Below are 19,660 nucleotides of genomic sequence, written 5' to 3'. Positions count from 1 at the left end.
GGACTTTCGATGCGAAACCGTCTCTCTCGAATTCTGGCCACGGCCTCGGTCGCGGCACTCTGCCTGGGCGGCGTGCCGAGCCTGGCGCAGGACAGCGCGGCCACGCCGCAGGCTGCCGCGAATTCGGCCGATCCGCCCCTGACCGCGCCGGATTCGCCGGCCCGCCGTCAGCAGGTGATGCCCGACAGCTTTGCCGATCTGGTCGAGCAGGTCTCGCCGGCGGTGGTGAACATCAACACCACCTCGGTGATCGAACAGCCGACCAGCCCGATGTTCCCCGAGGGCAGCCCGTTTTCCGACCTGTTCCGGGATTTCGGCTTTCCGATGCCCAATCAGGGACCGGGCGGCGATCCGCGCTTCAACAACCGCCGCCAGCCGCAGCGGGCCAGCGCGCTCGGCTCTGGCTTCGTGATTTCCGAGGATGGCTATATCGTCACCAATAATCACGTCATCGACGGCGCCGACGAGATCGAGATCGAGTTCCGCGACGGCGCCCGCCGCAAGGCCGAGGTGGTCGGCACCGACAAGCAGACGGACATCGCGCTGCTCAAGGTGAACGCCACCGATCTGCCCTATGTCAGCTTTGGCGACAGCGACGCGGCCCGCGTGGGCGACTGGGTGCTGGCGCTTGGCAACCCGCTGGGGCAGGGCTTTTCGGCCTCGACCGGGATCGTCTCGGCCCGCGGTCGGGCACTGACCGGCACCTATGACGACTTCATCCAGACCGATGCCTCGATCAACCGCGGCAACTCGGGCGGGCCGCTGTTCAACATGGACGGGCAGGTGGTCGGCGTGAACACCGCGATCCTGTCGCCCAATGGCGGGTCCATCGGGATCGGCTTTTCGATGGCCTCGAACGTCGTGACCACGGTCGTCGATCAGCTGCGCGAGTTCGGGGAAACCCGGCGCGGCTGGCTGGGCGTCAAAATCCAGCGCGTCACGCCGGAAATCGCGGAATCGTTGGGGCTCGACACCGAAAGCGGCGCGATGGTCACCGATGTGCCGGACGGGCCGGCGGCGGATGCGGGCGTGCAGGCCGGCGATGTGATCACGAAATTCGACGGCAAGGACATCGCGGACGACCGCGATCTGGTCGCCCGCGTGGCGCAGGCGCCGATCGGGGAAAAGGTCTCGGTCACGGTGCTGCGCAACGGCAAGACCGAGCAGCTTGACGTGACGCTTGGCCGCCGCGAGATCGCCGAAGGCACCGCCAGCGACAGCGAAAGCGACGCCGCCCCGGGGGCCGAGGAAACGCTGGGCATGTCGGTCCAGGTGCTGACGCCCGAAATCGCGGCCGAGCTTGGCATGGGCGAGGGCCAGCAGGGTCTGGTCATCCGCGAGGTCGATCCGGCCTCGGACGCGGCCGGCAAGGGGCTGTCGCCGGGCGACGTCATCACCGAAGCCGGGCAGCAGCCTGTCACCTCGGTCGAGGATCTGTCGGCGCGGATCGCCGAGGCACGCGAGGCGGGGCGCAAATCGCTGCTGCTTCTGATCCGCCGCGGCGGCGAGCCGCGCTTTGTCGCGCTGTCGATCGAGCCCTGACCGGCCGCGTCGACACGCCGCAACCACCCAGGGCGGGGCCAACCGGTCCCGCCTTTTCTTTGCAAGGCGCATGGCTTATGTCGAGCGGCAAAGTTGAAGGAAGACCGATGGCCAGAATTACCTATATCGAACATGACGGCACCCCGCATGAGGTCGAGGTCAAGCCGGGCATGACGGTGATGGAAGGCGCGCGCGACAATGGCGTGCCGGGGATCGAGGCGGATTGCGGCGGCGCCTGCGCCTGTTCGACCTGCCACGTCTATGTGGCGCCGGAATGGGTGGACCGCCTGCCGCCGCGCGACCCGATGGAAGAGGATATGCTGGATTTCGCCTATGAGCCCGATCCGGTCCGTTCGCGCCTGACCTGCCAGATCCGGGTCACGCCAGAGCTGGACGGGCTGGTGGTGAACATGCCCGAAAAGCAGATCTAGAAAATCCGCGCCGTCCCGCCTGTACCCCGGCCGGTGCCGGTCGGGGCCTGATGCGTTCTGACAGGAAATTCCCCGCATGTCCGATCTGGTCCTGACCGTCACCTGCCCGACACGGCGCGGCATCGTCGCCGCGATCTCGAGCTTTCTGGCGCAGCATGGCTGCAACATCACCGACTCGGCGCAGTTCGACGATCTGGAAGCGGGCCGGTTCTTCATGCGGATCAGCTTTTCCGACCTCGACGGCCACGGCATCGCCGCGCTGCAATCGGCGCTGCGCCCGATTGCCGAGGATCTGCAGATGCAGGCCGCGATCCATGATGCCAGCCACCGGATGCGCGTGCTGCTGATGGTGTCGAGCTTTGGGCATTGCCTGAACGACATCCTCTATCGCTGGCGGATCGGGGCGCTGCCCATCGACATCGTCGGCGTGGTCTCGAACCATCTGACCTATCAGAAGCTGGTGGTGAACCATGACATCCCCTTTCACCACATCCGCATCACGCGCGAGACCCGCGCTGAGGCCGAGGCCCGGCTGAGCGATCTGATGGCCGAGACGCAGACCGAACTGGTGGTGCTGGCGCGCTATATGCAGATTCTGTCGGACCGGCTGTGCGAGACGATGTCGGGCCGGATCATCAACATCCACCACTCGTTCCTGCCCAGCTTCAAAGGGGCGAATCCCTACAAGCAGGCTTATGAGCGCGGGGTGAAGCTGATCGGGGCGACCGCGCATTACGTCACCAAGGATCTGGATGAGGGTCCGATCATCGAGCAAGAGACGGTGCGCGTCACCCACGCCCAGTCGCCCGCCGACTACGTCAGCCTTGGCCGCGATGTCGAGGCGCAGGTGCTGGCCCGTGCGATCCACGCCCATATCCACCACCGGGTGTTCGTGAACGGGACGCGGACGGTGGTGTTTCCGGCCTCGCCCGGCAGCTATGCCTCGGAACGGATGGGCTGACGTCGCCCCATCGGCAAAACGAAAACGCCCTGCCACGACACGCGTCGGGCAGGGCGTTTTATTTGCAAGCCCGCGCCTTGTGGCGCGGGGCACAAGCTGCGTCAGACGGCCATGCGGCTGCTGTTGATCTTGCCCGGCTGCACCGGCACCCGGTCGCCCACGGCGCGGCGGCGGCGGTCGGGCAGGCCCTTGCCCGAGTGATCGTCGATGAAGTCGAGCACGATCGGGCGGATGTTCAGCCGCCAGCTTTTGCCGGCAAAGATGCCGTAATGGCCCGCGCCTTCCTCGAGATGCTGCTTTTTCTTCGACGCATCCAGGTTGGAGCAGATATCCAGCGCCGCGACGCATTGGCCGGGGGCCGAGATGTCGTCATTCGCGCCTTCGACCGTAAAGACGGCGACATCGCGGATCTTGGTCATGTCTGCCATGCGCCCGGCCACTTCGAAGCGGTTCTCGGCGATTTCCAGACCCTTGAAGATGCGCTGCACCGTCGAGAGGTAGAACTCCGCCGTCATGTCCATGACCGCCAGATATTCGTCATAGAACTTGTAGTGCCGGTCACGTTCCGACCCCTCGCCACGCGCCTCGGCGAAGATCTTGTCGACAAAGGCGCGGGTATGGGTGTCGGCGTTCATCGAGATGAACGAGGTCAGCTGCGCCAGCCCCGGATAGACCATCCGGCCGGCGCCCGCATATTTGAACCCGACCTGCTGGATGGCCAGATATTCCAGCTCGCCCATGGTATGACGGCGGCCGAAATCGGTCACCTCGGTCGGTGCGGCGTCGGGGTTGATCGGCCCGCCGATCAGGGTCAGCGTGCGCGGCTGCGCCTCTGGCTCTTCCTCGGCCAGCAGGGCGGTCGCGGCCAGCGCCAGCGGCGCCGGCTGGCAGACCGCGATCACGTTCAGATCGGGGCCCAGATGGCGCATGAAGTCCATGACATAGAGGGTGTAATCCTCGATATCGAACTTGCCCTTGGATACCGGGATGTTGCGCGCATTGTGCCAGTCGGTGACATAGACCTCGGCATCGGGCAGCAGCGAGTTCACGGTCGAGCGCAGCAGAGTCGCATAGTGACCCGACATCGGCGCGATCAGCAGGATCTTGCGGTCGATGGGTTCGCGCCGGGCGACGCGGAAATGCAGAAGGTCGCCGAAGTCGCGTTTCAGCACCCGGTCGACATAGACGATGTGGTCCTGCCCGTCCGGGCCGAGAATCGGCGGGATGTTCCAGTCGGGCTTGATGACCATGCGCGCGAAACTGCGCTCGGTCACCCGGCCCCACGCGCTCATCACCCGAAAGAACGGGTGCGGGATCATCGCGAAGGCGGGATAGGATGCCATGGCGCGGGCCGAAGCGCCGAGCCATTCATTGGTATTTCGGACCGTCTCCATCACATCATAAGAGATCAGACCCTGGGGGGGTTGTTTGGGCATGGTTGCGTCTGTCCTTGGGTTTCGGCCTGGCTGGTTGCCGCTCTTTCTGCCTCTTGACCGACCCTTGCCCCTTTTTCATTGACGCCGGGCCGGTTAGACTTGGTGTCAGATTAGGGGGGATGGCAGGTCATGGCAAGCAACGACACGCGGAAAAATAGCGGTTCCGGGCAGGGCAATGCGTCAAAAACGCGCAAGTTGACGCCGCGTCAAGGTGTTGAAAAATCAGCAACTACAGACGACAAGCCGGTCCGGGCGCGTGCCGCCGAGCAATCCGACACATCGGCAAAAATGACATCAAGCAAGGCGTCGAAGCCCGCCGCGAAACCCGCGCGCCAGCCCGCCGAGGCGAAATCCGGCCAGGATGACACCCGCCGCAGCGACAATCAGACGCCGACCCAAGCCGGGCAGGGCGCCGAAACCACGACCAGGGATCGGCCCGACACCGGTTTTTCCGCCGCGCCACAACCCCCGAACCAGCCCCCCGCCACGGCCCCACAGCAGAGCGCAGACACCGACGACCGCCCCGCCGCCCCCGCAGGCTCGCAGCTGGCCGAGAACATGGAGCGGATCGAGGCGCTGACCCAGCGTCTGGCCGCCGCGCTGTCGCAGCGCCCGATGCGCGATCCGGGCGTCGAGCGGCCGGGCACCGATCTGGTGGTCAATGCCGGCCTTGCCATGGCGCGGATGTGGTCCGAACAGCCGGCCCGCCTGCTTGAGCAGCAGGTGAAATACTGGGGCCAGACCCTGTCGCTTTATGCCGATCTGCAGGGCCAGTTCGCCCGCGGTCAGCTGACCGTCCCCGAGGGCGACGAGGTCGAGACCGACAAGCGCTTTCGTAACCCGCTATGGCAGTCGCACCCCTATTTCAACGCGGTCAAGACGCAGTACCAGATCAACGCCCGCGCCATGCGCGAGGCCGCCGAGAACCTGGAAATGCCGAGCGAGACCGACCGCCACCGGCTGAACTGGCTGACCAACCAGATCATCGACATGTTCGCGCCGACGAACTTTCTGCCGACCAACCCGGACGCGATCCAGCGGGCGCTGGAAACCGAGGGCGAAAGCCTGGTGCGCGGGCTGGAGAACCTGGTCAGCGACATCGAGGCGCATGGCGGCGAGATGATCGTCTCGCTGGCCGACCGCGACGCCTTTTCGGTGGGCGAGAACATCGGCACCGCCCCCGGCAAGGTCGTCCGGCGCGAGAAGATGTATGAGCTGATCCAGTTCAGCCCCTCGACCGAACAGGTCCACGCGCTGCCGCTGGTGCTCTTTCCGCCCTGGATCAACAAATACTACGTTCTGGACCTCAAGCCGGAAAACAGCCTGATCCGCTGGATCGTGGATCAGGGCTATACCCTGTTCGTCGTGTCCTGGAAGAACCCCGATCCCAGCTTTGCCGATATCGGGCTGGAGGATTACGTTCACGCCTATCTGGCGGTCATGGACGCCATCGAGGAGATCACCGCCCAACCGCGCCTGAACGCCGTCGGCTATTGCATCGGCGGCACCACCCTGTCGCTGGCGCTGGCGCTGATGGCAGAGCGGGGCGACGACCGCGTGGCTTCGGCCACCTTCTTCACCACGCTGACCGATTTTGCCGAACAGGGAGAGTTCACGCCCTTCCTGCAGGATGATTTCGTCGACGGCATCGCCGCCGAGGTGGCGCGGGCAGGGATCCTCGCCTCGCATCTGATGACCCGCACGATGAGCTTTCTGCGCGCCAACGATCTGGTCTGGGGCCCGGCGATCCGGTCCTATCTGATGGGGGAATCGCCGCCGGCCTTCGATCTGCTCTACTGGAACGGCGACGGGACGAACCTGCCGGGGCGCATGGCGCTGGATTACCTGCGCGGGCTGTGTCAGCAGAACCTGCTGGTCGGGGACGGCTATCCGATGGATGGCCACGCCCTGCACCTGCGCGACATCACCTTGCCCGTCTGCGCCATCGGCTGCGAGACCGACCACATCGCGCCGTGGAAGCATAGCTGGAAGGGCGTGGCCCAGATGGGAACAAAGGACAAGCGCTTCATCCTGTCCGAGTCGGGCCATATCGCCGGCATCGTGAACCCGCCCTCCAAGAAGAAATACGGCCACTATACCGGCGGCGCCGATTTCGACCACGGCCCCGAGGCTTGGCGCGAATCGGCCAGCTTGACCCCCGGAAGCTGGTGGCCCACATGGCAGGAATGGCTGTCGAAGCATTCGGGCCAGATGGTCCCCGCCCGAGAGCCCGAGGACGGTCTTGGCCCCGCGCCGGGCACCTATGTCCATGAAAGGGCTTGATCCGGCGTGGAATTCGCCGATTCACGCTGCAGCGCAGAAATAAGGCTTGAAATGCTGCGCTGCAGCATCTATCTTGTGTTTACCGAATTAAGACAGGCGGCAGCATCGAGAGCCCGCCCAGACAGGAGATTGAAATGGCCAAGACCCCCGATTTTACCAAAACCATGCAAGACATGATGGCGAATTTCCCCGTCGACACCTCGTCGATGCAGGACGCCTTCAAAAGCCAGTCGGCGCTGAATGAAAAGCTGTCGCGCGTTGCGCTGTCGGCTGCCGAGCGTTCGACCGAGATTTCCGCCCAGTGGGCCAAGGACACCATCGCCCGCGTTGGTGAACTGACCGCGAAAAAAGACGACGCCGGCGCCTATGCCAAAGCGTTCACCGATTTCGCCAACCAGTCGGCCGAGACCGCTGCCGAGCACATGTCGGCCTTTGCCGAAGTCGCCAAGAAGCTGCAGATGGAAACCGTCGACCTGCTGATGGCCGCTGGCAAGGACATGGCTGACGACGCGCAGAAAGCCACCGAGAAAGCCGGCCGTCAGGCCCAGGACGCGGTGATGAAGTCGTCGACCTCGAGCATGAACCCGAAAGTCTGATCACCCTCTTTTGGACGTGATCTGCAAGGGGCGGCCCATCGGGCGGCCCCTTTTCCCTTTGCATTTCGCGGTGCCGGACCGCAATATGCTGCAAATGCACAAATGAGGTCAGCCGATGGTTCAGCCAGATGCCGCGTCACCGCTTCTGATCAAACGCTATGCCAGCCGGCGGCTGTATAACACCGAAACCAGCGATTATGTCACGCTCGACGACATCTCGTCCTTCATCCGCGACGGGCGCGAGGTGCGGATCGTGGACCTGAAATCCGGTGACGATCTGACCCGTCAATATCTGCTGCAGATCATCGCCGAACATGAAAGCCGGGGCGAGAACGTGCTGCCCGTCGACGTGCTGACCGACCTCGTGCGCAGCTACACCACCCAGGCGCAAAGCGTGGTGCCGCAATTCCTCGCCGCCAGCTTCGAGATGCTGCGCGAGGGCCAGTCGAAGATCATGGAAAAGATGGCCGTCATCCCCAGCCCGATGTCGCGCATGCCGGGCTTCGAGCAGCTTCAGCGCCAGCAACAGGCCTTCCTGAAGGCGATGATGGGCGGCTGGACCAACGTCCCCGGAAGCGAACCGGCCGAGGAAAAACCCGCCAAAGGCTCGGAGAACGACATGGCTGAGATCCGCCGCGAACTGGCCGAATTGCAGAAGCGGATTTCCCGCTTGTGATCTTGCGATCCCCCGCGACACCGGCTAACTAGCCCGCCAAGGACGGTTGGCCGAGTGGTCGAAGGCGCACGCCTGGAAAGTGTGTAGGCGGGGAACCGTCTCGAGGGTTCGAATCCCTCACCGTCCGCCACGACCTACCTACATCAGGTTGATTTCTTTCGCTATTGTTGCTCTCGTTCTTCGGCGGGTAGCAAACGAGGTAGCACTCCGCCGGAGGCACCCCTTTGGGAGCGCCTCAGTGGCAACATAGGAATCGCCCCCGCCGAAGGGAAGAGCCGAGGCACCGCTCGGGGCGATGTGGGGCGTGTCGTGTTCAGATGTGCTAACGGCCATGTCTGACGGGCCACGGCCGATATCTCCTTCTACCAATTTGGTGCCGGTGCCTCCTCCGGATCTTCTGGCTCCGCCTCCGCATGCCGTCCGGCCGCCTCGATCTCTTCCACGAGACCCGCGATGTTGCTGAACTGCGGCGCCCCGGGATCGGGCGCAAGCGTGATCACACCCAGATCCGGATGCGCAGCCTGCATGGCCATCAGCCTGTCCAGATACCACACCGGCTCGCTGGCAAGATCGGCCACGCAGTGCGGCGTGAGAACGAGAACACGCGACTGTTGCGGCGCCTTGCGGGCAAGCGGCTCTGGCAGGCCGAACTCCGCGCGCAGCATGTTCTGCATCGCTTGGCGATGTTCCGTTTTATCGTGAAGACAGATCAGCTCCGCCTTCCGGAGGCGCGCGGCAATCTGTCGGCGCAGGGCGGCCCTAGTCGCCGCCAGCGGCATGCCGGGGCGCTGCGGCGCCGGGAACGGCCAGGCGCTGCCATCGGTGTTGTCGAGCCAGTTGCAGATCTTGGCCCACACCTTCGCAAACAGACGGGCCATGCCACTCTGGGCAGCTGCTGCCTGCTCGATAATGACCTCATCCGTCCTCACCCGCGCGGCGCTGCCGTCGGCGAAGCGGACAGCGATGCTGCGGTCGCGGCGGCGCAGGAGCGGCCGCGCCTGCAGGCCGGTCCGGCGCAGCACCGCACGGACTTGGCTCAGCTGTTGTCCGAGGCTGGCGGGTCCTCGAACAGGTCGCGGGTGAGCTGGTCCAGCTTCTGGTCCAGGCGGCCCAGCTTGGCGGCCAATTTCTTCTGCCCATCCTGCAGCTGGGTGACGGCCTTTGTCAGCCCGTCCAGCACGGCCGTCATGCTCCTGATCTCCGCGCGCAGGTCCTTCACCTGATGCGCGGTCTCGCTCGCGCTGAAGGCCAGCTGGCTCAGCGACTCGGCCAGCTGCCGGCCCAGTTCCGTCGACTGGTCCTGCGGGCGCGCCAGCAGATCCAACAGGGACGTCAGCGGCCGCAATGTCGCGAGGGTCTCGGACGAGATCTCCCGGGTCTCCAGTTGCTGGTCGATCAACCGGTCGAGCAGCTGCAGCGCCCGGGTCTGGGCGAGCGTCGCGGTGCTGGGGATCGCCGTGTCGGGTGCCGGGCTGCCGTTCGGCGTCATCTGCGGTCTGCGCTCCGTCTCGCCAGCGGTCGAGGTCCGGGGTGCTTTTGCCATGAATCATCTCCTTGCAGGTTGTGGTGAGGGAGGTGCGGCCAGTCTCGAGCGCGACCAGCAGACGGTGCAGGTCCAGGACCTTGCGCAGGCGGCGCAGCTGGCCGGCCCGGATGAAGCGCTGCTGCATCGGGCTGTCGATGAGCTCCGGGCTCAACTGCCAACCCTTGATGCGGTGACCGGCTTGGGCGAAGATCCAGTCATCCGGCTGGCCTGGCACCGGCTCGCGGGTAACTGTGGTGGCCGGATCGCGCTGCCGAAGCGCGGCGGCCAGGCTCTCCGGGTTCTCCGGCTGGCAGGTCAGCAGCACCTCGCGGACTGCCTTCGCAATGGGGGCATTGAGGGCGGTCGCGGCGGCGCGCTGCGCCGTCATCTCTGCGGCGGTCTTGCGGAACCTGTCCTTTTCCAGGGCATCCGAGGCGGCGATGCGGCGCGCGGGCACGAAGATGCCCATCCGTGGCCCCATTCCCGCAAGGTGATAATCCGGCGGCACGATCCCGAGATCGCGGCAGAGCCAGAGATCGGCGGCGTCGCATCGCTGCTTGAGTGCGGTCAGAGGCAGGCGTCGGCCGGCGAAGGTCATGGCAATGGCCATGATGTGGACGTGCTCGCAGCGGCTGTCGTGGTGGCGGAAGGCCAGCCACGGAACCTGATGCTCTGGCAGGCCGAGGCTGAGGAAGACCGTCTTCAGCGCCTGCCGCCACTGCCGGCGCGGCAGCGTCCGGCCGTCGGGCAGCGAGACGGTGATGAGGATCAGGTTCTTCTTCACGTCGGCCGGCTTCTGCAGCGTCCGGATGAAGGACATGGTGGGCCGCAGCCCGAGCCAGGGGACCGTGCCGGCAACAAGATCGGCCTGAGGTGGGGATGCGTCGAGGCTCCGCAACCGCGCCAGGTAGCGCAGGATCGCCTCGAGGTCCGACATGAAGGACAGAAAGGGGCGCGTCATGCGCGCCCCCTTTCGTTGATCATCCTCAGCAGTGCGCGCAGCATCTTCATAACCTGGTCGATCAGTGCCGCCAGCGTCTCCGGCGCGACTGCGGCGGTGTCATCGACGAGGATCACGAGGTCGTTCAGCAGCAGGACAAGTTCACCGATGCCGGTGGCGATGCCGTCGGCCATCTCGGCCCAGCCCCCGCGCAAGCTGTCGCGCAGCTGCTCGGCCTTGCTGGTGATGCCGCGGCGGCGCATGTCGGCGCCGACGCGCGCGGCATCCTCCGCCGACAGGCGGACGTCGAAACGCTCCATCTTCATGGCTAGTGGTTCCCACTGCCGCAGAGGCCAGCCCCTGCGTCCTCATCCGCCGCCTCGGCCGCGTTCGGATCGAAGGCATGGTCGTCATAGGCGACGCGGGGCAGGCTCAACATGTAGGCCATCACCTCGCTCTTGATCCACCTGATGGAATTCGGCCCGAGCCTGCGCGGCTGCGGGAAGTCCGGGTCCGACCGCAGCCAGCGGTCGATCGTCGCCTCGCTGACCGCGAAGACCTTGCAGACATCGCGCTTCACCATCAGGCAGAGATCGGCCGCAGCCGTCGTCTGCTTCGTCATGGACACTGTCCCTTTCTCTTCGTTCTGCCGTTGACTTCCGCCCATCCGACGTGCAGAGAAGAGATGTCAGACTACTTCCTGCGCGGCGCCTTCCGGGCTGCCGCGTGGGCTTTAGCGGCAAACACAGATTATCCGGTGTCGCCTCGCCTCGCCTAGACCTATTTGGTCAGATCCGCATCGTTTATGTGGATAACCCCTGGCTAGCCAGGAAATTAGCAGCTTTGGCAGCCTGTTGCAGCGCCGGAAGATCGAGCGGCGGGAGAGTGCGACTTCGACGGCAGTTTCGAGCTCCCCGCTTCTGGGGAGCGAGGAAGAGATGGGTTGGCGGAAGTCTTGGTGCGCCCCTCGACAGCTTGCGCACCAGCCTGATTGTCACTCCGGCCGGCTCGATCACCTTTTCAGCAGCCGGACCGCATCGGGTGCAAAACCGATCTGGACGGCGTCACCGACACCCTCGGCCAAGCGAGCCGCCGGGTTTGGAACATCCACCGTCAATTCCCCCATCCCAGGCACGTCCAGCAGGCATTCGGCAGTGCTGCCCATGAACACGATCCGCCGCAGTTGCGCCTGAAATACTTGCCGGTAAGCAGAGGCGTCCGCCTGTGGGGAGATGACCTCGACCGCTTCAGGGCGGATCATGGCTGTTAGTTGCCCTTCTAGCGTCGGTTCGGGTTCAACGCCCGCGATCGCGTGCTCTCCGATCATGACCAGGTCGCCCACGACCTGCGCGGGCAAGAAATTCGCTTTGCCGACGAAGTCCGCGACAAACCGTGTCGCGGGGCGGGCGTAGATCTCTGACGGGGTGCCGATCTGCTCGATCGCGCCGCCATTCATGACCACGATCCGGTCGGAGATGCTCATCGCCTCGATCTGGTCGTGCGTCACGTAGAGGGCGGTGATGCCGGCGCGCTTCTGCAGATCGCGGATCTCGATGCGCATCTGGTCGCGCAGCTTGGCATCGAGGTTAGACAGTGGCTCGTCGAACAGCAGCACCGCGGGCTCCATCACCAAGGCGCGCGCAAGGGCCACGCGCTGCTGTTGCCCGCCAGACAGTTGACTTGGCGCGCGCCGAGCCATGGGTGTCAGGCCGGCCTGCGCGAGAGCGGCCGCGACGCGCTCCTCGACAGCGGCACGGGGTAGCTTTGCCAGTCTCAGACCAAAGGCTACGTTTTCGGTCACGTTGAGATGTGGAAAGATTGCATAGGACTGGAATACCATGGTGGCGCCGCGCTTGTTTGGCGGCACGTCGTTCATGCGGCGGTTCCCAAAGAAGATGTCGCCCGAGGTCGCCTCCTCGAAGCCCGCGATCAGGCGCAGCAGCGTGGTCTTCCCGCAGCCCGAAGGGCCAAGCAGCGTCACCAGTTCTCCCGGCGCGATGTCCAGCGTGGCGCCGCGGACCGCATCGATCGTGCGGGCTGTATCGTCTGGGCTAGCAAAGCTTTTGCGCAGGTGGTCAGTGCGGACGGAAACGGGCATTAGAAACGGACCATCTTGTTGTGGCGCGACATGCGCGCGACGATAAGGCTGATGACCCCGGTGGCGATCAGAACGATGAGGATGACGACCACCGAATAAGCCGCAGCCACCCCCAACCGGCCCGAGCCGACCTGATTGAGGATCTGAACCGTCATCAGGTTCCACTTGGCCGACACCAGGAAAATTGCTGCGCTGATGGCAGTCATGGCGCGCACGACGGCATAGACCAACGCGGTGAAAAAGGCTGGCGCGATCAGCGGAAGCGTGACCTTGCGGAAGGTTGTAAGGCTGGACGCGCCGAGGTTTTGCGCCGCCTCCTCGATTGAAGGATCGATCTGGCGCAGCACCGCGATGCCTGATTGGATGCCCACAGGCATGTAACGGAAGACAAAGCACAGCACGAGGATGGTCAGTGTCCCGGTCAAGGGCAAAGGCTGTCCGTTGAAGGCGAGGATATAGCCAATACCGACGACTGTGCCTGGCACGGCAAAGTTAAGGATCGCGCCGAACTCCATCAAGCCCTTGCCCGGAAAGCGACGCCGCACCACGAGAAAAGCGATCAACATGCCCAGGATGCCGGATACGGGCGTCGTGATAAGCGCGACCGTCAACGTATCCATGACGGTCTTGGCACCGACGTCGAAGACATAGGCGAAATGACGCAGAGTTGGGGTGTAGTCAAAGCCCCAGACCACGGTCAGCGCGCCCAGCACGATGATGGTATAGAAGGCCAGAACAAGCGCGGCGAACGCCAGAAGAACGCCGTAGAGCGTCCACTTTGCGCCGGGCGAGACGATCTTCGAGGTCGAGGACGAGGGCTTGCCCGTGACGGTGACATAGTTGCGCCGGGACAACCAGTAGCGCTGTATCGCGAATGCAGTCATCGACGGGATGAGCAGGACCACCGCCAGCGCCGCGCCCCGTCCAAGGTTGAACGAGCCAGTGATCTCCAGATAGGCTTGCGGCGCCAGCATTGGAAAGGCCGCCCCGGCGAGCACCAGCGGGTTGCCGAAGTCTGCCATGCTCTCGATGAAGACGACGAGGAACGCGCCGAGTATCCCTGGCATGGACAAGGGCAGCGTGACCTTTCGAAATGCCTGCCATCGCGACGCGCCCACGTTCAGCGCCGCATCCTCCAACACGGGGCTGATGCCCGCCAGAACACCGCGCAGGGATAGGTAGGCAATAGGCGCGAAGGTGAAGATCTGCGACAGCACAACGCCCCTAAAGCCGTAGATGCTGAAATCCTGCAGGCCGAGCAGCTTTTTCGTGACGAGCCCGTTAAAGCCGAACAAGAACAGGATCGCGACGGCCGACACGAAAGGTGGCGAGATGATGGGCAGCATCATCAGGTAATGCAAGGGCCCTTTGGCCGGGACGCGCAGCCGCGTCATGACGAATGCAGCAAGGTAACCGATGGCTGTGCTGGCAATTCCCACGACCGTGGCGACCGTCAGTGAGTTCACCAGCGCCGCTCGATAGGCACGGCGGGTCAGGAAAAGCTCATAGTTTTCCGCGGTCCAGCCGGTGCGGGACTGGAGGCTGGCAACGAAGACCATCGCCAGCGGATAAACGACGAATATCGCGATTGCGGCGAAGATGGCCAACACCAGAACGGCCAACACGGGGTCACGCGCCAGCCTCCCGATGTCGCGGCGGGCCGCGCCCCTTGTCCGCGCCAAGGCCATCCTTGCTACTCCGTCCGATTACTGGCCCAGAACCTCCTCCGCCCAGCGATCGACCAAGCGCTCGCGATTCTCGGAGGCGAATGCCGGGTCGTAGGAGATCAGTTCGATACTGTCCAGCGACGGAACACCCTCGCCGGCGCTCACATCGCTACGCACTGGCAGGAAATACGTCTTGGCGGTGGTCAGCGCCTCCTGCCCCTGCTTCGAGGTGATCCAGTCCGCAAGCTTCTTGGCATCGTCTAGGTTGGATGCTCCTTTGAGGATCGACATTGCCGCAACTTCATAGCCCCCGCCTTCGGACGGGAACACGACATCGACCGGGTAACCCTCGTCCTTCAGCTTGAGAAAGCCAGGGCTGAACTGGATGGCAACCGGGGTCTCGCCAAGGCCCAGCGCGCCGCTTGGGGCGGTGCCCGACTGAGTGTAGGTTTGCACATTCGGGTTCAGCGCCTTGAGATAATCTATCGCACTGTCCTCGCCCAGAATTTCGCGCATGGTCAGAACGAAGGCATAGCCAGTGCCCGAAGACTGGGGCGAGGGCATCTGGATGAGACCTTTGTAGGCCGGATCCTTCAGGTCCTCCCAGGACGCTGGCAGAGGGGCGCCGCGCTCATTCAGCAGGTCGGTCCGAACTCCCACAGCCAGCGGATTGGTATAGATCGCATGCCAGAACCCGTCGGCGCTTTTGAACGCCTCGGGCAGCGCCGCCGCGCCCTCGGGCGTATAAGCCTGCGTCAGGTCGCGCTCATGCGCGAGGACATGGTTCTCGCTCGGGGCGCCGAACCAGACATCGGCCTGCGGGTTCCCAGCCTCCGCCTCGATCCGCGACAGCGCCGGCCCGGAAGAAAGGAAGACCATATCCACTTTGACACCGGTCTCGCCGGTAAAGGCGTCGAGGATGTGCTTGGCGTTCTCCTCGTCCACGCTGGTGTAGACGGTCAGAGCGCTGACGCTAACGCCCGATGACAACAGAGCGATGAGGGCGGCGGAAATGGTGCGTGTCACGTTGATGAACCTCACGGTTGGTGTGGACATGGCGGCCGCCGCCGTAAAGTCGGTGGCATGGTCGAACGCGCCGGCTTGGTCTCCGGCATGCGGCAAGTCTTGACCAGTTGTCCGCGGGAGGCAAGACATGATGGCCGTGCCACTGGAGGGCGGCTTTCACCGGGCCGCGCCAGCCGCGCCCCTGACGTCCGACTATGCGCTTTTTTCCTTCTCGGACCGGCCCGCCGCAGACGGCTCGAGGGCGTCGGGCTCCGCCGGTCGCCGTGCCTCTCGACCGCGCCGACCCTGGAGATGGAGCCGTCCATTCCGATAGAAGGATAGTAGTTGTTCCGGAAATTTTGCGGCAACTGTTTTAAGCTCGGGGAAGAAACCCGAGAAAAATCCGCTGAATCTCAAGTTGCAGCGGAGCGATTTCCGATGAAGGTATAGTGCCTCTGCGTCCCGCCCGCGGCACCGGTTCAAGCGGCGGGGGAGGCTCCTGAACGTCGGGGTTCTTGCCGCAGAAAGAACGTGTGGGCCGGCCGCCATCGTGGCGATGACGACCGCATCTCTGAGGTCCCGCCAGTCTCCCTGAGCAAGCGTCTCGGAAGGGTGACCAGCATCCTCGCCTCCTGTCGGAAGGCGGACCGGAGCCGCTTCTTGGGGGCAGTCCCCGCCCGGATCAGGCGACCACTGAGGGTCCTTGCGGCCCCATCCCGCCCTAAGATCGTCTCCTCAACGCCCGGCTGATCCCCCCCCATGAGCGGGTCATTCGCGCCTGCCGATGCCGGCACGAGCGCGTGGAGGAGGGCCGGCGTCTGATACATTGCCGATACGTTTTTGATGCATTGATGGTATCGTAAATAAATCTGATTTGTTTACGATACGTGAAATATTAACGATGCATTGATGATGCATTGATGATGCATTCCCGATTAATTACCGATGCATTGATGGTATCACCAATACCACCGGGAGAGCCATCGCGCCCGCCCCATCGCAGGCCTTCGCCGAGCCCGGCAGGTGCCGTTCCTGGCCCCCCTGCGGTCCCCACAGATGGTCCGCAGGATTGGTGCGGGCGGGCGTGAGGCAGGCCGTCTGCCTCACGACGGGGTCTGGCGAAGCTCCGAGAGTGCTTCGAAGAGGCTGTGAGTGGGATGCGCCCGCAGCTGCGCGATCACACTGACAGGAAGACAGTGCCGCTCGCGGCGCTCTGCGGTGAAGAAGACGCATTCCTCGGGCAGGATGACGAGAGCCGCGAGGTCGTAGTCGCATCTCTCGTAAGGGCGGGTGCCCAGGGGGTTGTTGCGGTAGCCCTTGGACATGGTGAAGCGATAGGCGCCCTTATAGGGCCGGGTCGTGGCCTTGACCTGCACGCGCAGCAAACGGTTCTGCCAGACCATCATCAGATCATGGTGCAGATGATCGGGCGGCTGCAGGACGGTGAAGCCGATGCGGATCAGCTTCGACATGACCAGGAGTTCTCCGGACAGTCCGATCTCCCTTGCGCGTTTGGATATCACGTTCGGCTCGACCTCGGGATAGGCCCTGAGCGGGTCATGCCCGGTGTCGGGACCGCCGTCCCACAGGTGAGAGCCCGGCAGGGTCAACTGGCGGCCCATCAGCGCAGGAGCCCAAGTGCGGCAACGCCGGCACGCGGACGAGATGCGGGCCGCGATGTGCGGCTGGAATGGTGGCAGAACATGGCGCCCCCTCGCAGGACAGGCGACAGCGTCCCGTGCCGATCCCCGATCCCACAGGACTGGACGTCCGGTCAGAGCGGAGACCGGGGCACGGGACATGCGGGATCAGCCCGAGGAAGCGCCCGGGCAGATCGGCGATGCTGTCAGGGGAGGATCAGGCGGCTTCCGCCGACACCGGGCCGGACGCGGCGGCGATGTCAGCGCTTGCCACGGCCCGCAGGCGCGCGACGCGCTGCCGGTAGCAGGGCAGTGCGGCCATCAGGTCGATGCCGCGCGCGGCACGACGGGGCAGTGCCGCCACGCCCGCCATTCCCGCGCCGGACGGAGGCACACAAAACAACAGGGCATCTTCCGCATCACAGCCCGGCTCCTCCGAGGAGATCAGCCCCTCCAGAACCGCCGCCATGCGCTGGAGCAGGATCTCGTGGGCCGAGGCCGGCGCCGTCCGCGCGATCTCGGCCAGCAGCCCGAGCAAGCGGGCGTGGGCGAGGATGGCCTCCTGCTGCCAGGCCTGCTGCTCACCAACCTCCAGGTCAGTCGGGCACCCGCGCTCGGCCACCAGATGCGTGGTCAGCGCCGCAAGCATGTGCGAAAAAAGAAAGGTGATGGGGGTCTGCGCAAACGGCAGGGTTTTCGTCACGCAAGAATGCGTGGTAAGCGTGGCATCAGCCATGATCGGTCTCCTAACAGATCGATTTGTGGTCAGAGCCTGGTGGGAGGTGCAAACTCCTGCCGGGCTCGTCCAAAGTGTGGACATCTTGACATTCCTAAAAACCACTGTCAACCGCCGATCCGAGGTGATTCGGGTATTACGCAAAGTTTTTGCAAGATCTTGGCGGCGAAACTTATTCTTGAGGATCTTGCGCTGGAGAGAGGCTCTCACGCCTGCCCATGAGAGGTTCTCATTGAAGTCCAAAGAGACCGCCGAAAGCGCCGCAGCGGGACGGCGACCTAGTCTGTCAACGGCTTTTCGGGCTGTTACAGCGTTACAGTGGTGTTACAGGAGCTGTAACAGTCTAATGCACTGATCTAGATGATAATTTTTGCAGATGTTACGCTGTTACGCATATTTGCGCATATATCACATGCACGTATACGCGCGCGCACATGCAGGCATGCAGGCACACATATACACTCATTTTCGCGTAACAGGCGTAACACCTGTAACATCGTTGATTTCACTAGTAAAAAACGTTACAGCCCCCGTAACAGCCTGTAACAGCCGTGAAGAATGCGATTGAAACTCGGGTTATCCACAATTCTCGCACCGGTAGCTATTCCGACTTTCACCGACGGGGGCTATCCTGCCTTGGAAGTCATCTCCGCGGCAGATCGGCGCTGTGAAGGCGACCATGCGGGGCAAGGAAATGCGAGAGGGAGATCGGAATGCTGAAATCGGGAAAAGCGCAGTTGCTGGCGGTGTCGCTGCTGGCGCTGACGGTGCCGGGGCTGGCGAGGGCGCAGGATTATCCGCATGCCGACGAGCCGATCGGCACGGTCGAGCAGATCTATGATGGGCATCTGACGCCGGATCTCGCGGTCAGCACCTTCCGCAACATCGACCGGCTGTTTCCGGTGCGCGTCATCGAGGCGGGCGACAACCCGAGCCCGCTGCCCGAGGCGCCGCAGGACCTGCCGTCGATGGTCTCCTTCGAGATCGACGGCAAAGGCTACGATCTTTACGACTTCCTCGCCCTCGACAATGTAGCCGGCCTGATCGTGCTCAAGGACGGTGAGGTCGTCTACGAGACCTACCAGCGCGGCAACCGGCCCGAGACCCGATGGATGTCGATGTCCGTGGCGAAATCCATCACCTCCACGCTTGTCGGTGCCGCGGTCCAGGACGGCCACATTGCCAGTCTCGATGACATGGTCGTCGACTACGTCCCCAGCCTGAAGGGCAGCGCCTATGACGGGGTCAGCATCCACGACATCCTGCTGATGGCGTCCGGTGTGCAATGGAACGAGACCTACACCGACCCGCAGTCGGACCGTCGCGACCTGCTGCGCGCCCAGATCGCGCAACAGCCGGGCGCGGCGATGAAGGTGATGGCGGCCCTGCCGCGGGCCAGCGAGCCGGGATCGGCGCACACCTACTCGACCGGCGAAACCCAGGTGCTGGGCGAGATCGTGCGCGGTGCGGTGGGCAAGCCCCTGGCCGAGTATCTCTCTGAGAAGATCTGGAAGCCTTATGGCATGGAGGCCGACGCCAACTGGTGGCTCGACTCGCCGGACGGGGTCGAGATCGGCGGCAGCGGGCTTTCCGCCACGTTGCGGGACTTCGCGCGGTTCGGGCAGTTCTTCCTGGAAGGCGGCGAGATCGACGGCAACCGCGTCCTTCCCGAGGGCTGGACCGAAGAGGCCGGCCGGCCGCAGACGCTGAGCGACGGGACCGAGATCGACTATGGCCTGATGTGGTGGCCGGGATGGACAGAAGCCTCGATCGCCGACAAGGCTTTCGCCGCCATCGGCATCGAGGGCCAGAACATCTACATCAACCCGACCCAAAACGTCGTCATCGCCACCCACATGGCCCAGCCGAAGCCGGAGGGGAAGGAGCCCATCGATCCGATGGTGTTCTTCGACGCGGTCGTGGCAGCGCTGGAGTGAAGGGGCGAGGTGCCGTCGCTACGTGACCTCGTGCAGCGTGGGCGTGAGGTGGCCACTCAGCCGGCTCATGCTGCTGAAGCCCAAGCTGCCTCATGGCAGGAATATGGCTTGAGGCGGCAGCGCTCCCCAGAAGCCTCTTGAAACAGGCGATCGGTTCTGTATTCGTTCCGGGTCATGACACGCCGGA

General features: G+C 64.2%; 16 protein-coding genes and 1 tRNA gene. 8 read left to right on the top strand and 9 right to left on the bottom strand.

Going from position 1 to position 19,660, the window contains the following annotated elements; translation table 11 throughout:
* The first annotated feature begins 9 nt into the window (after window positions 1–9).
* The 3 genes from CYR75_RS06790 to purU all read left to right on the top strand — a co-directional run bounded on the left by CYR75_RS06790 (window position 10) and on the right by purU (window position 2,934).
* Window positions 10–1,542, top strand: a complete 1,533-nt coding sequence (locus tag CYR75_RS06790) for a DegQ family serine endoprotease (RefSeq protein WP_101499360.1) — start codon at window positions 10–12, stop codon at window positions 1,540–1,542.
* A 107-nt stretch (window positions 1,543–1,649) separates the two neighbouring features.
* A complete protein-coding gene (locus CYR75_RS06785; RefSeq protein ID WP_101499359.1) occupies window positions 1,650–1,973 on the top strand; it encodes a 2Fe-2S iron-sulfur cluster-binding protein in 324 nt (107 codons plus the stop codon).
* Window positions 1,974–2,049: 76 nt separating this feature from the next.
* A complete protein-coding gene (gene purU, locus CYR75_RS06780; protein WP_101499358.1) occupies window positions 2,050–2,934 on the top strand; it encodes a formyltetrahydrofolate deformylase in 885 nt (294 codons plus the stop codon).
* A 101-nt stretch (window positions 2,935–3,035) separates the two neighbouring features.
* On the opposite strand, the gene phaZ is transcribed toward purU, so the two are convergent.
* Window positions 3,036–4,370 carry a polyhydroxyalkanoate depolymerase gene (phaZ, locus tag CYR75_RS06775; RefSeq protein ID WP_101499357.1) on the bottom strand — a complete coding sequence of 445 codons (1,335 nt, stop codon included), beginning with the start codon at window positions 4,368–4,370 and terminating at the stop codon, window positions 3,036–3,038.
* Window positions 4,371–4,658: 288 nt separating this feature from the next.
* Here phaZ and phaC point away from each other — a divergent pair, with 288 nt between their 5' ends.
* From phaC to CYR75_RS06755, 4 genes are all read left to right on the top strand, one after another.
* Window positions 4,659–6,653 carry a class I poly(R)-hydroxyalkanoic acid synthase gene (phaC, locus tag CYR75_RS06770; protein ID WP_225972881.1) on the top strand — a complete coding sequence of 665 codons (1,995 nt, stop codon included), beginning with the start codon at window positions 4,659–4,661 and terminating at the stop codon, window positions 6,651–6,653.
* A 134-nt stretch (window positions 6,654–6,787) separates the two neighbouring features.
* Window positions 6,788–7,249 (top strand): Phasin, encoded by a 462-nt coding sequence (locus CYR75_RS06765; protein ID WP_101499355.1) that lies wholly within the window; start codon window positions 6,788–6,790, stop codon window positions 7,247–7,249.
* A gap of 115 nt (window positions 7,250–7,364) precedes the next feature.
* A complete protein-coding gene (gene phaR / locus CYR75_RS06760; protein ID WP_101499354.1) occupies window positions 7,365–7,925 on the top strand; it encodes a polyhydroxyalkanoate synthesis repressor PhaR in 561 nt (186 codons plus the stop codon).
* 40 nt (window positions 7,926–7,965) lie between these two features.
* Window positions 7,966–8,055: transfer RNA gene (locus CYR75_RS06755), tRNA-Ser, on the top strand.
* 232 nt (window positions 8,056–8,287) lie between these two features.
* Here the strand turns inward: CYR75_RS06755 and CYR75_RS16035 are convergent.
* The 8 genes from CYR75_RS16035 to CYR75_RS06705 form a co-directional block, all read right to left on the bottom strand.
* Window positions 8,288–10,411, bottom strand: coding sequence for a relaxase/mobilization nuclease domain-containing protein (locus CYR75_RS16035; protein ID WP_158644608.1), 2,124 nt, complete (start codon window positions 10,409–10,411; stop codon window positions 8,288–8,290).
* Window positions 10,408–10,710 (bottom strand): hypothetical protein, encoded by a 303-nt coding sequence (locus CYR75_RS06740; protein ID WP_158644607.1) that lies wholly within the window; start codon window positions 10,708–10,710, stop codon window positions 10,408–10,410. The genes CYR75_RS16035 and CYR75_RS06740 overlap by 4 nt, the downstream gene beginning before the upstream one ends.
* Window positions 10,711–10,718: 8 nt before the next feature.
* Entirely contained in the window at window positions 10,719–11,012 is a 294-nt protein-coding gene (locus tag CYR75_RS06735; protein WP_158644606.1) for a helix-turn-helix transcriptional regulator, read from the bottom strand.
* A gap of 390 nt (window positions 11,013–11,402) precedes the next feature.
* Window positions 11,403–12,488 (bottom strand): ABC transporter ATP-binding protein, encoded by a 1,086-nt coding sequence (locus CYR75_RS06730; RefSeq protein WP_101499349.1) that lies wholly within the window; start codon window positions 12,486–12,488, stop codon window positions 11,403–11,405.
* Window positions 12,488–14,176 (bottom strand): ABC transporter permease, encoded by a 1,689-nt coding sequence (locus CYR75_RS06725; RefSeq protein ID WP_101499348.1) that lies wholly within the window; start codon window positions 14,174–14,176, stop codon window positions 12,488–12,490. The genes CYR75_RS06730 and CYR75_RS06725 overlap by 1 nt, the downstream gene beginning before the upstream one ends.
* A gap of 18 nt (window positions 14,177–14,194) precedes the next feature.
* A complete protein-coding gene (locus CYR75_RS06720) occupies window positions 14,195–15,211 on the bottom strand; it encodes an ABC transporter substrate-binding protein (protein ID WP_101500918.1) in 1,017 nt (338 codons plus the stop codon).
* A 1,052-nt stretch (window positions 15,212–16,263) separates the two neighbouring features.
* Window positions 16,264–16,782, bottom strand: coding sequence for a group I intron-associated PD-(D/E)XK endonuclease (locus CYR75_RS06710; protein WP_101499346.1), 519 nt, complete (start codon window positions 16,780–16,782; stop codon window positions 16,264–16,266).
* Between the two features lie 235 nt (window positions 16,783–17,017).
* Window positions 17,018–17,536, bottom strand: a complete 519-nt coding sequence (locus CYR75_RS06705; RefSeq protein WP_101499345.1) for a hypothetical protein — start codon at window positions 17,534–17,536, stop codon at window positions 17,018–17,020.
* Between the two features lie 713 nt (window positions 17,537–18,249).
* Here CYR75_RS06705 and CYR75_RS06700 point away from each other — a divergent pair.
* Window positions 18,250–19,473: a serine hydrolase domain-containing protein gene (locus tag CYR75_RS06700; RefSeq protein ID WP_101499344.1), complete on the top strand. Its 1,224-nt coding sequence runs from the start codon at window positions 18,250–18,252 to the stop codon at window positions 19,471–19,473.
* The last annotated feature ends 187 nt before the right edge of the window (window positions 19,474–19,660 follow it).

This window comes from Paracoccus jeotgali, assembly GCF_002865605.1.
Classification (GTDB): Bacteria; Pseudomonadota; Alphaproteobacteria; order Rhodobacterales; family Rhodobacteraceae; genus Paracoccus; species Paracoccus jeotgali.
The sequence above is the reverse complement of the archived record's forward strand: the minus strand, read 5'-3'. Positions and strand labels throughout refer to the sequence as shown.

What these genes read in the sequence shown, in the direction of transcription:
- CYR75_RS06790 (WP_101499360.1), top strand. Translation starts at nt 10, where the DNA reads ATGCGAAACCGTCTCTCTCGAATTCTGGCCACGGCCTCGGTCGCGGCA.
- CYR75_RS06785 (WP_101499359.1), top strand. Translation starts at nt 1,650, where the DNA reads ATGGCCAGAATTACCTATATCGAACATGACGGCACCCCGCATGAGGTC.
- purU (WP_101499358.1), top strand. Translation starts at nt 2,050, where the DNA reads ATGTCCGATCTGGTCCTGACCGTCACCTGCCCGACACGGCGCGGCATC.
- phaZ (WP_101499357.1), bottom strand. Translation starts at nt 4,370, where the DNA reads ATGCCCAAACAACCCCCCCAGGGTCTGATCTCTTATGATGTGATGGAG.
- phaC (WP_225972881.1), top strand. Translation starts at nt 4,659, where the DNA reads ATGACATCAAGCAAGGCGTCGAAGCCCGCCGCGAAACCCGCGCGCCAG.
- CYR75_RS06765 (WP_101499355.1), top strand. Translation starts at nt 6,788, where the DNA reads ATGGCCAAGACCCCCGATTTTACCAAAACCATGCAAGACATGATGGCG.
- phaR (WP_101499354.1), top strand. Translation starts at nt 7,365, where the DNA reads ATGGTTCAGCCAGATGCCGCGTCACCGCTTCTGATCAAACGCTATGCC.
- CYR75_RS16035 (WP_158644608.1), bottom strand. Translation starts at nt 10,411, where the DNA reads ATGACGCGCCCCTTTCTGTCCTTCATGTCGGACCTCGAGGCGATCCTG.
- CYR75_RS06740 (WP_158644607.1), bottom strand. Translation starts at nt 10,710, where the DNA reads ATGGAGCGTTTCGACGTCCGCCTGTCGGCGGAGGATGCCGCGCGCGTC.
- CYR75_RS06735 (WP_158644606.1), bottom strand. Translation starts at nt 11,012, where the DNA reads ATGACGAAGCAGACGACGGCTGCGGCCGATCTCTGCCTGATGGTGAAG.
- CYR75_RS06730 (WP_101499349.1), bottom strand. Translation starts at nt 12,488, where the DNA reads ATGCCCGTTTCCGTCCGCACTGACCACCTGCGCAAAAGCTTTGCTAGC.
- CYR75_RS06725 (WP_101499348.1), bottom strand. Translation starts at nt 14,176, where the DNA reads ATGGCCTTGGCGCGGACAAGGGGCGCGGCCCGCCGCGACATCGGGAGG.
- CYR75_RS06720 (WP_101500918.1), bottom strand. Translation starts at nt 15,211, where the DNA reads ATGTCCACACCAACCGTGAGGTTCATCAACGTGACACGCACCATTTCC.
- CYR75_RS06710 (WP_101499346.1), bottom strand. Translation starts at nt 16,782, where the DNA reads ATGGGCCGCCAGTTGACCCTGCCGGGCTCTCACCTGTGGGACGGCGGT.
- CYR75_RS06705 (WP_101499345.1), bottom strand. Translation starts at nt 17,536, where the DNA reads ATGGCTGATGCCACGCTTACCACGCATTCTTGCGTGACGAAAACCCTG.
- CYR75_RS06700 (WP_101499344.1), top strand. Translation starts at nt 18,250, where the DNA reads ATGCTGAAATCGGGAAAAGCGCAGTTGCTGGCGGTGTCGCTGCTGGCG.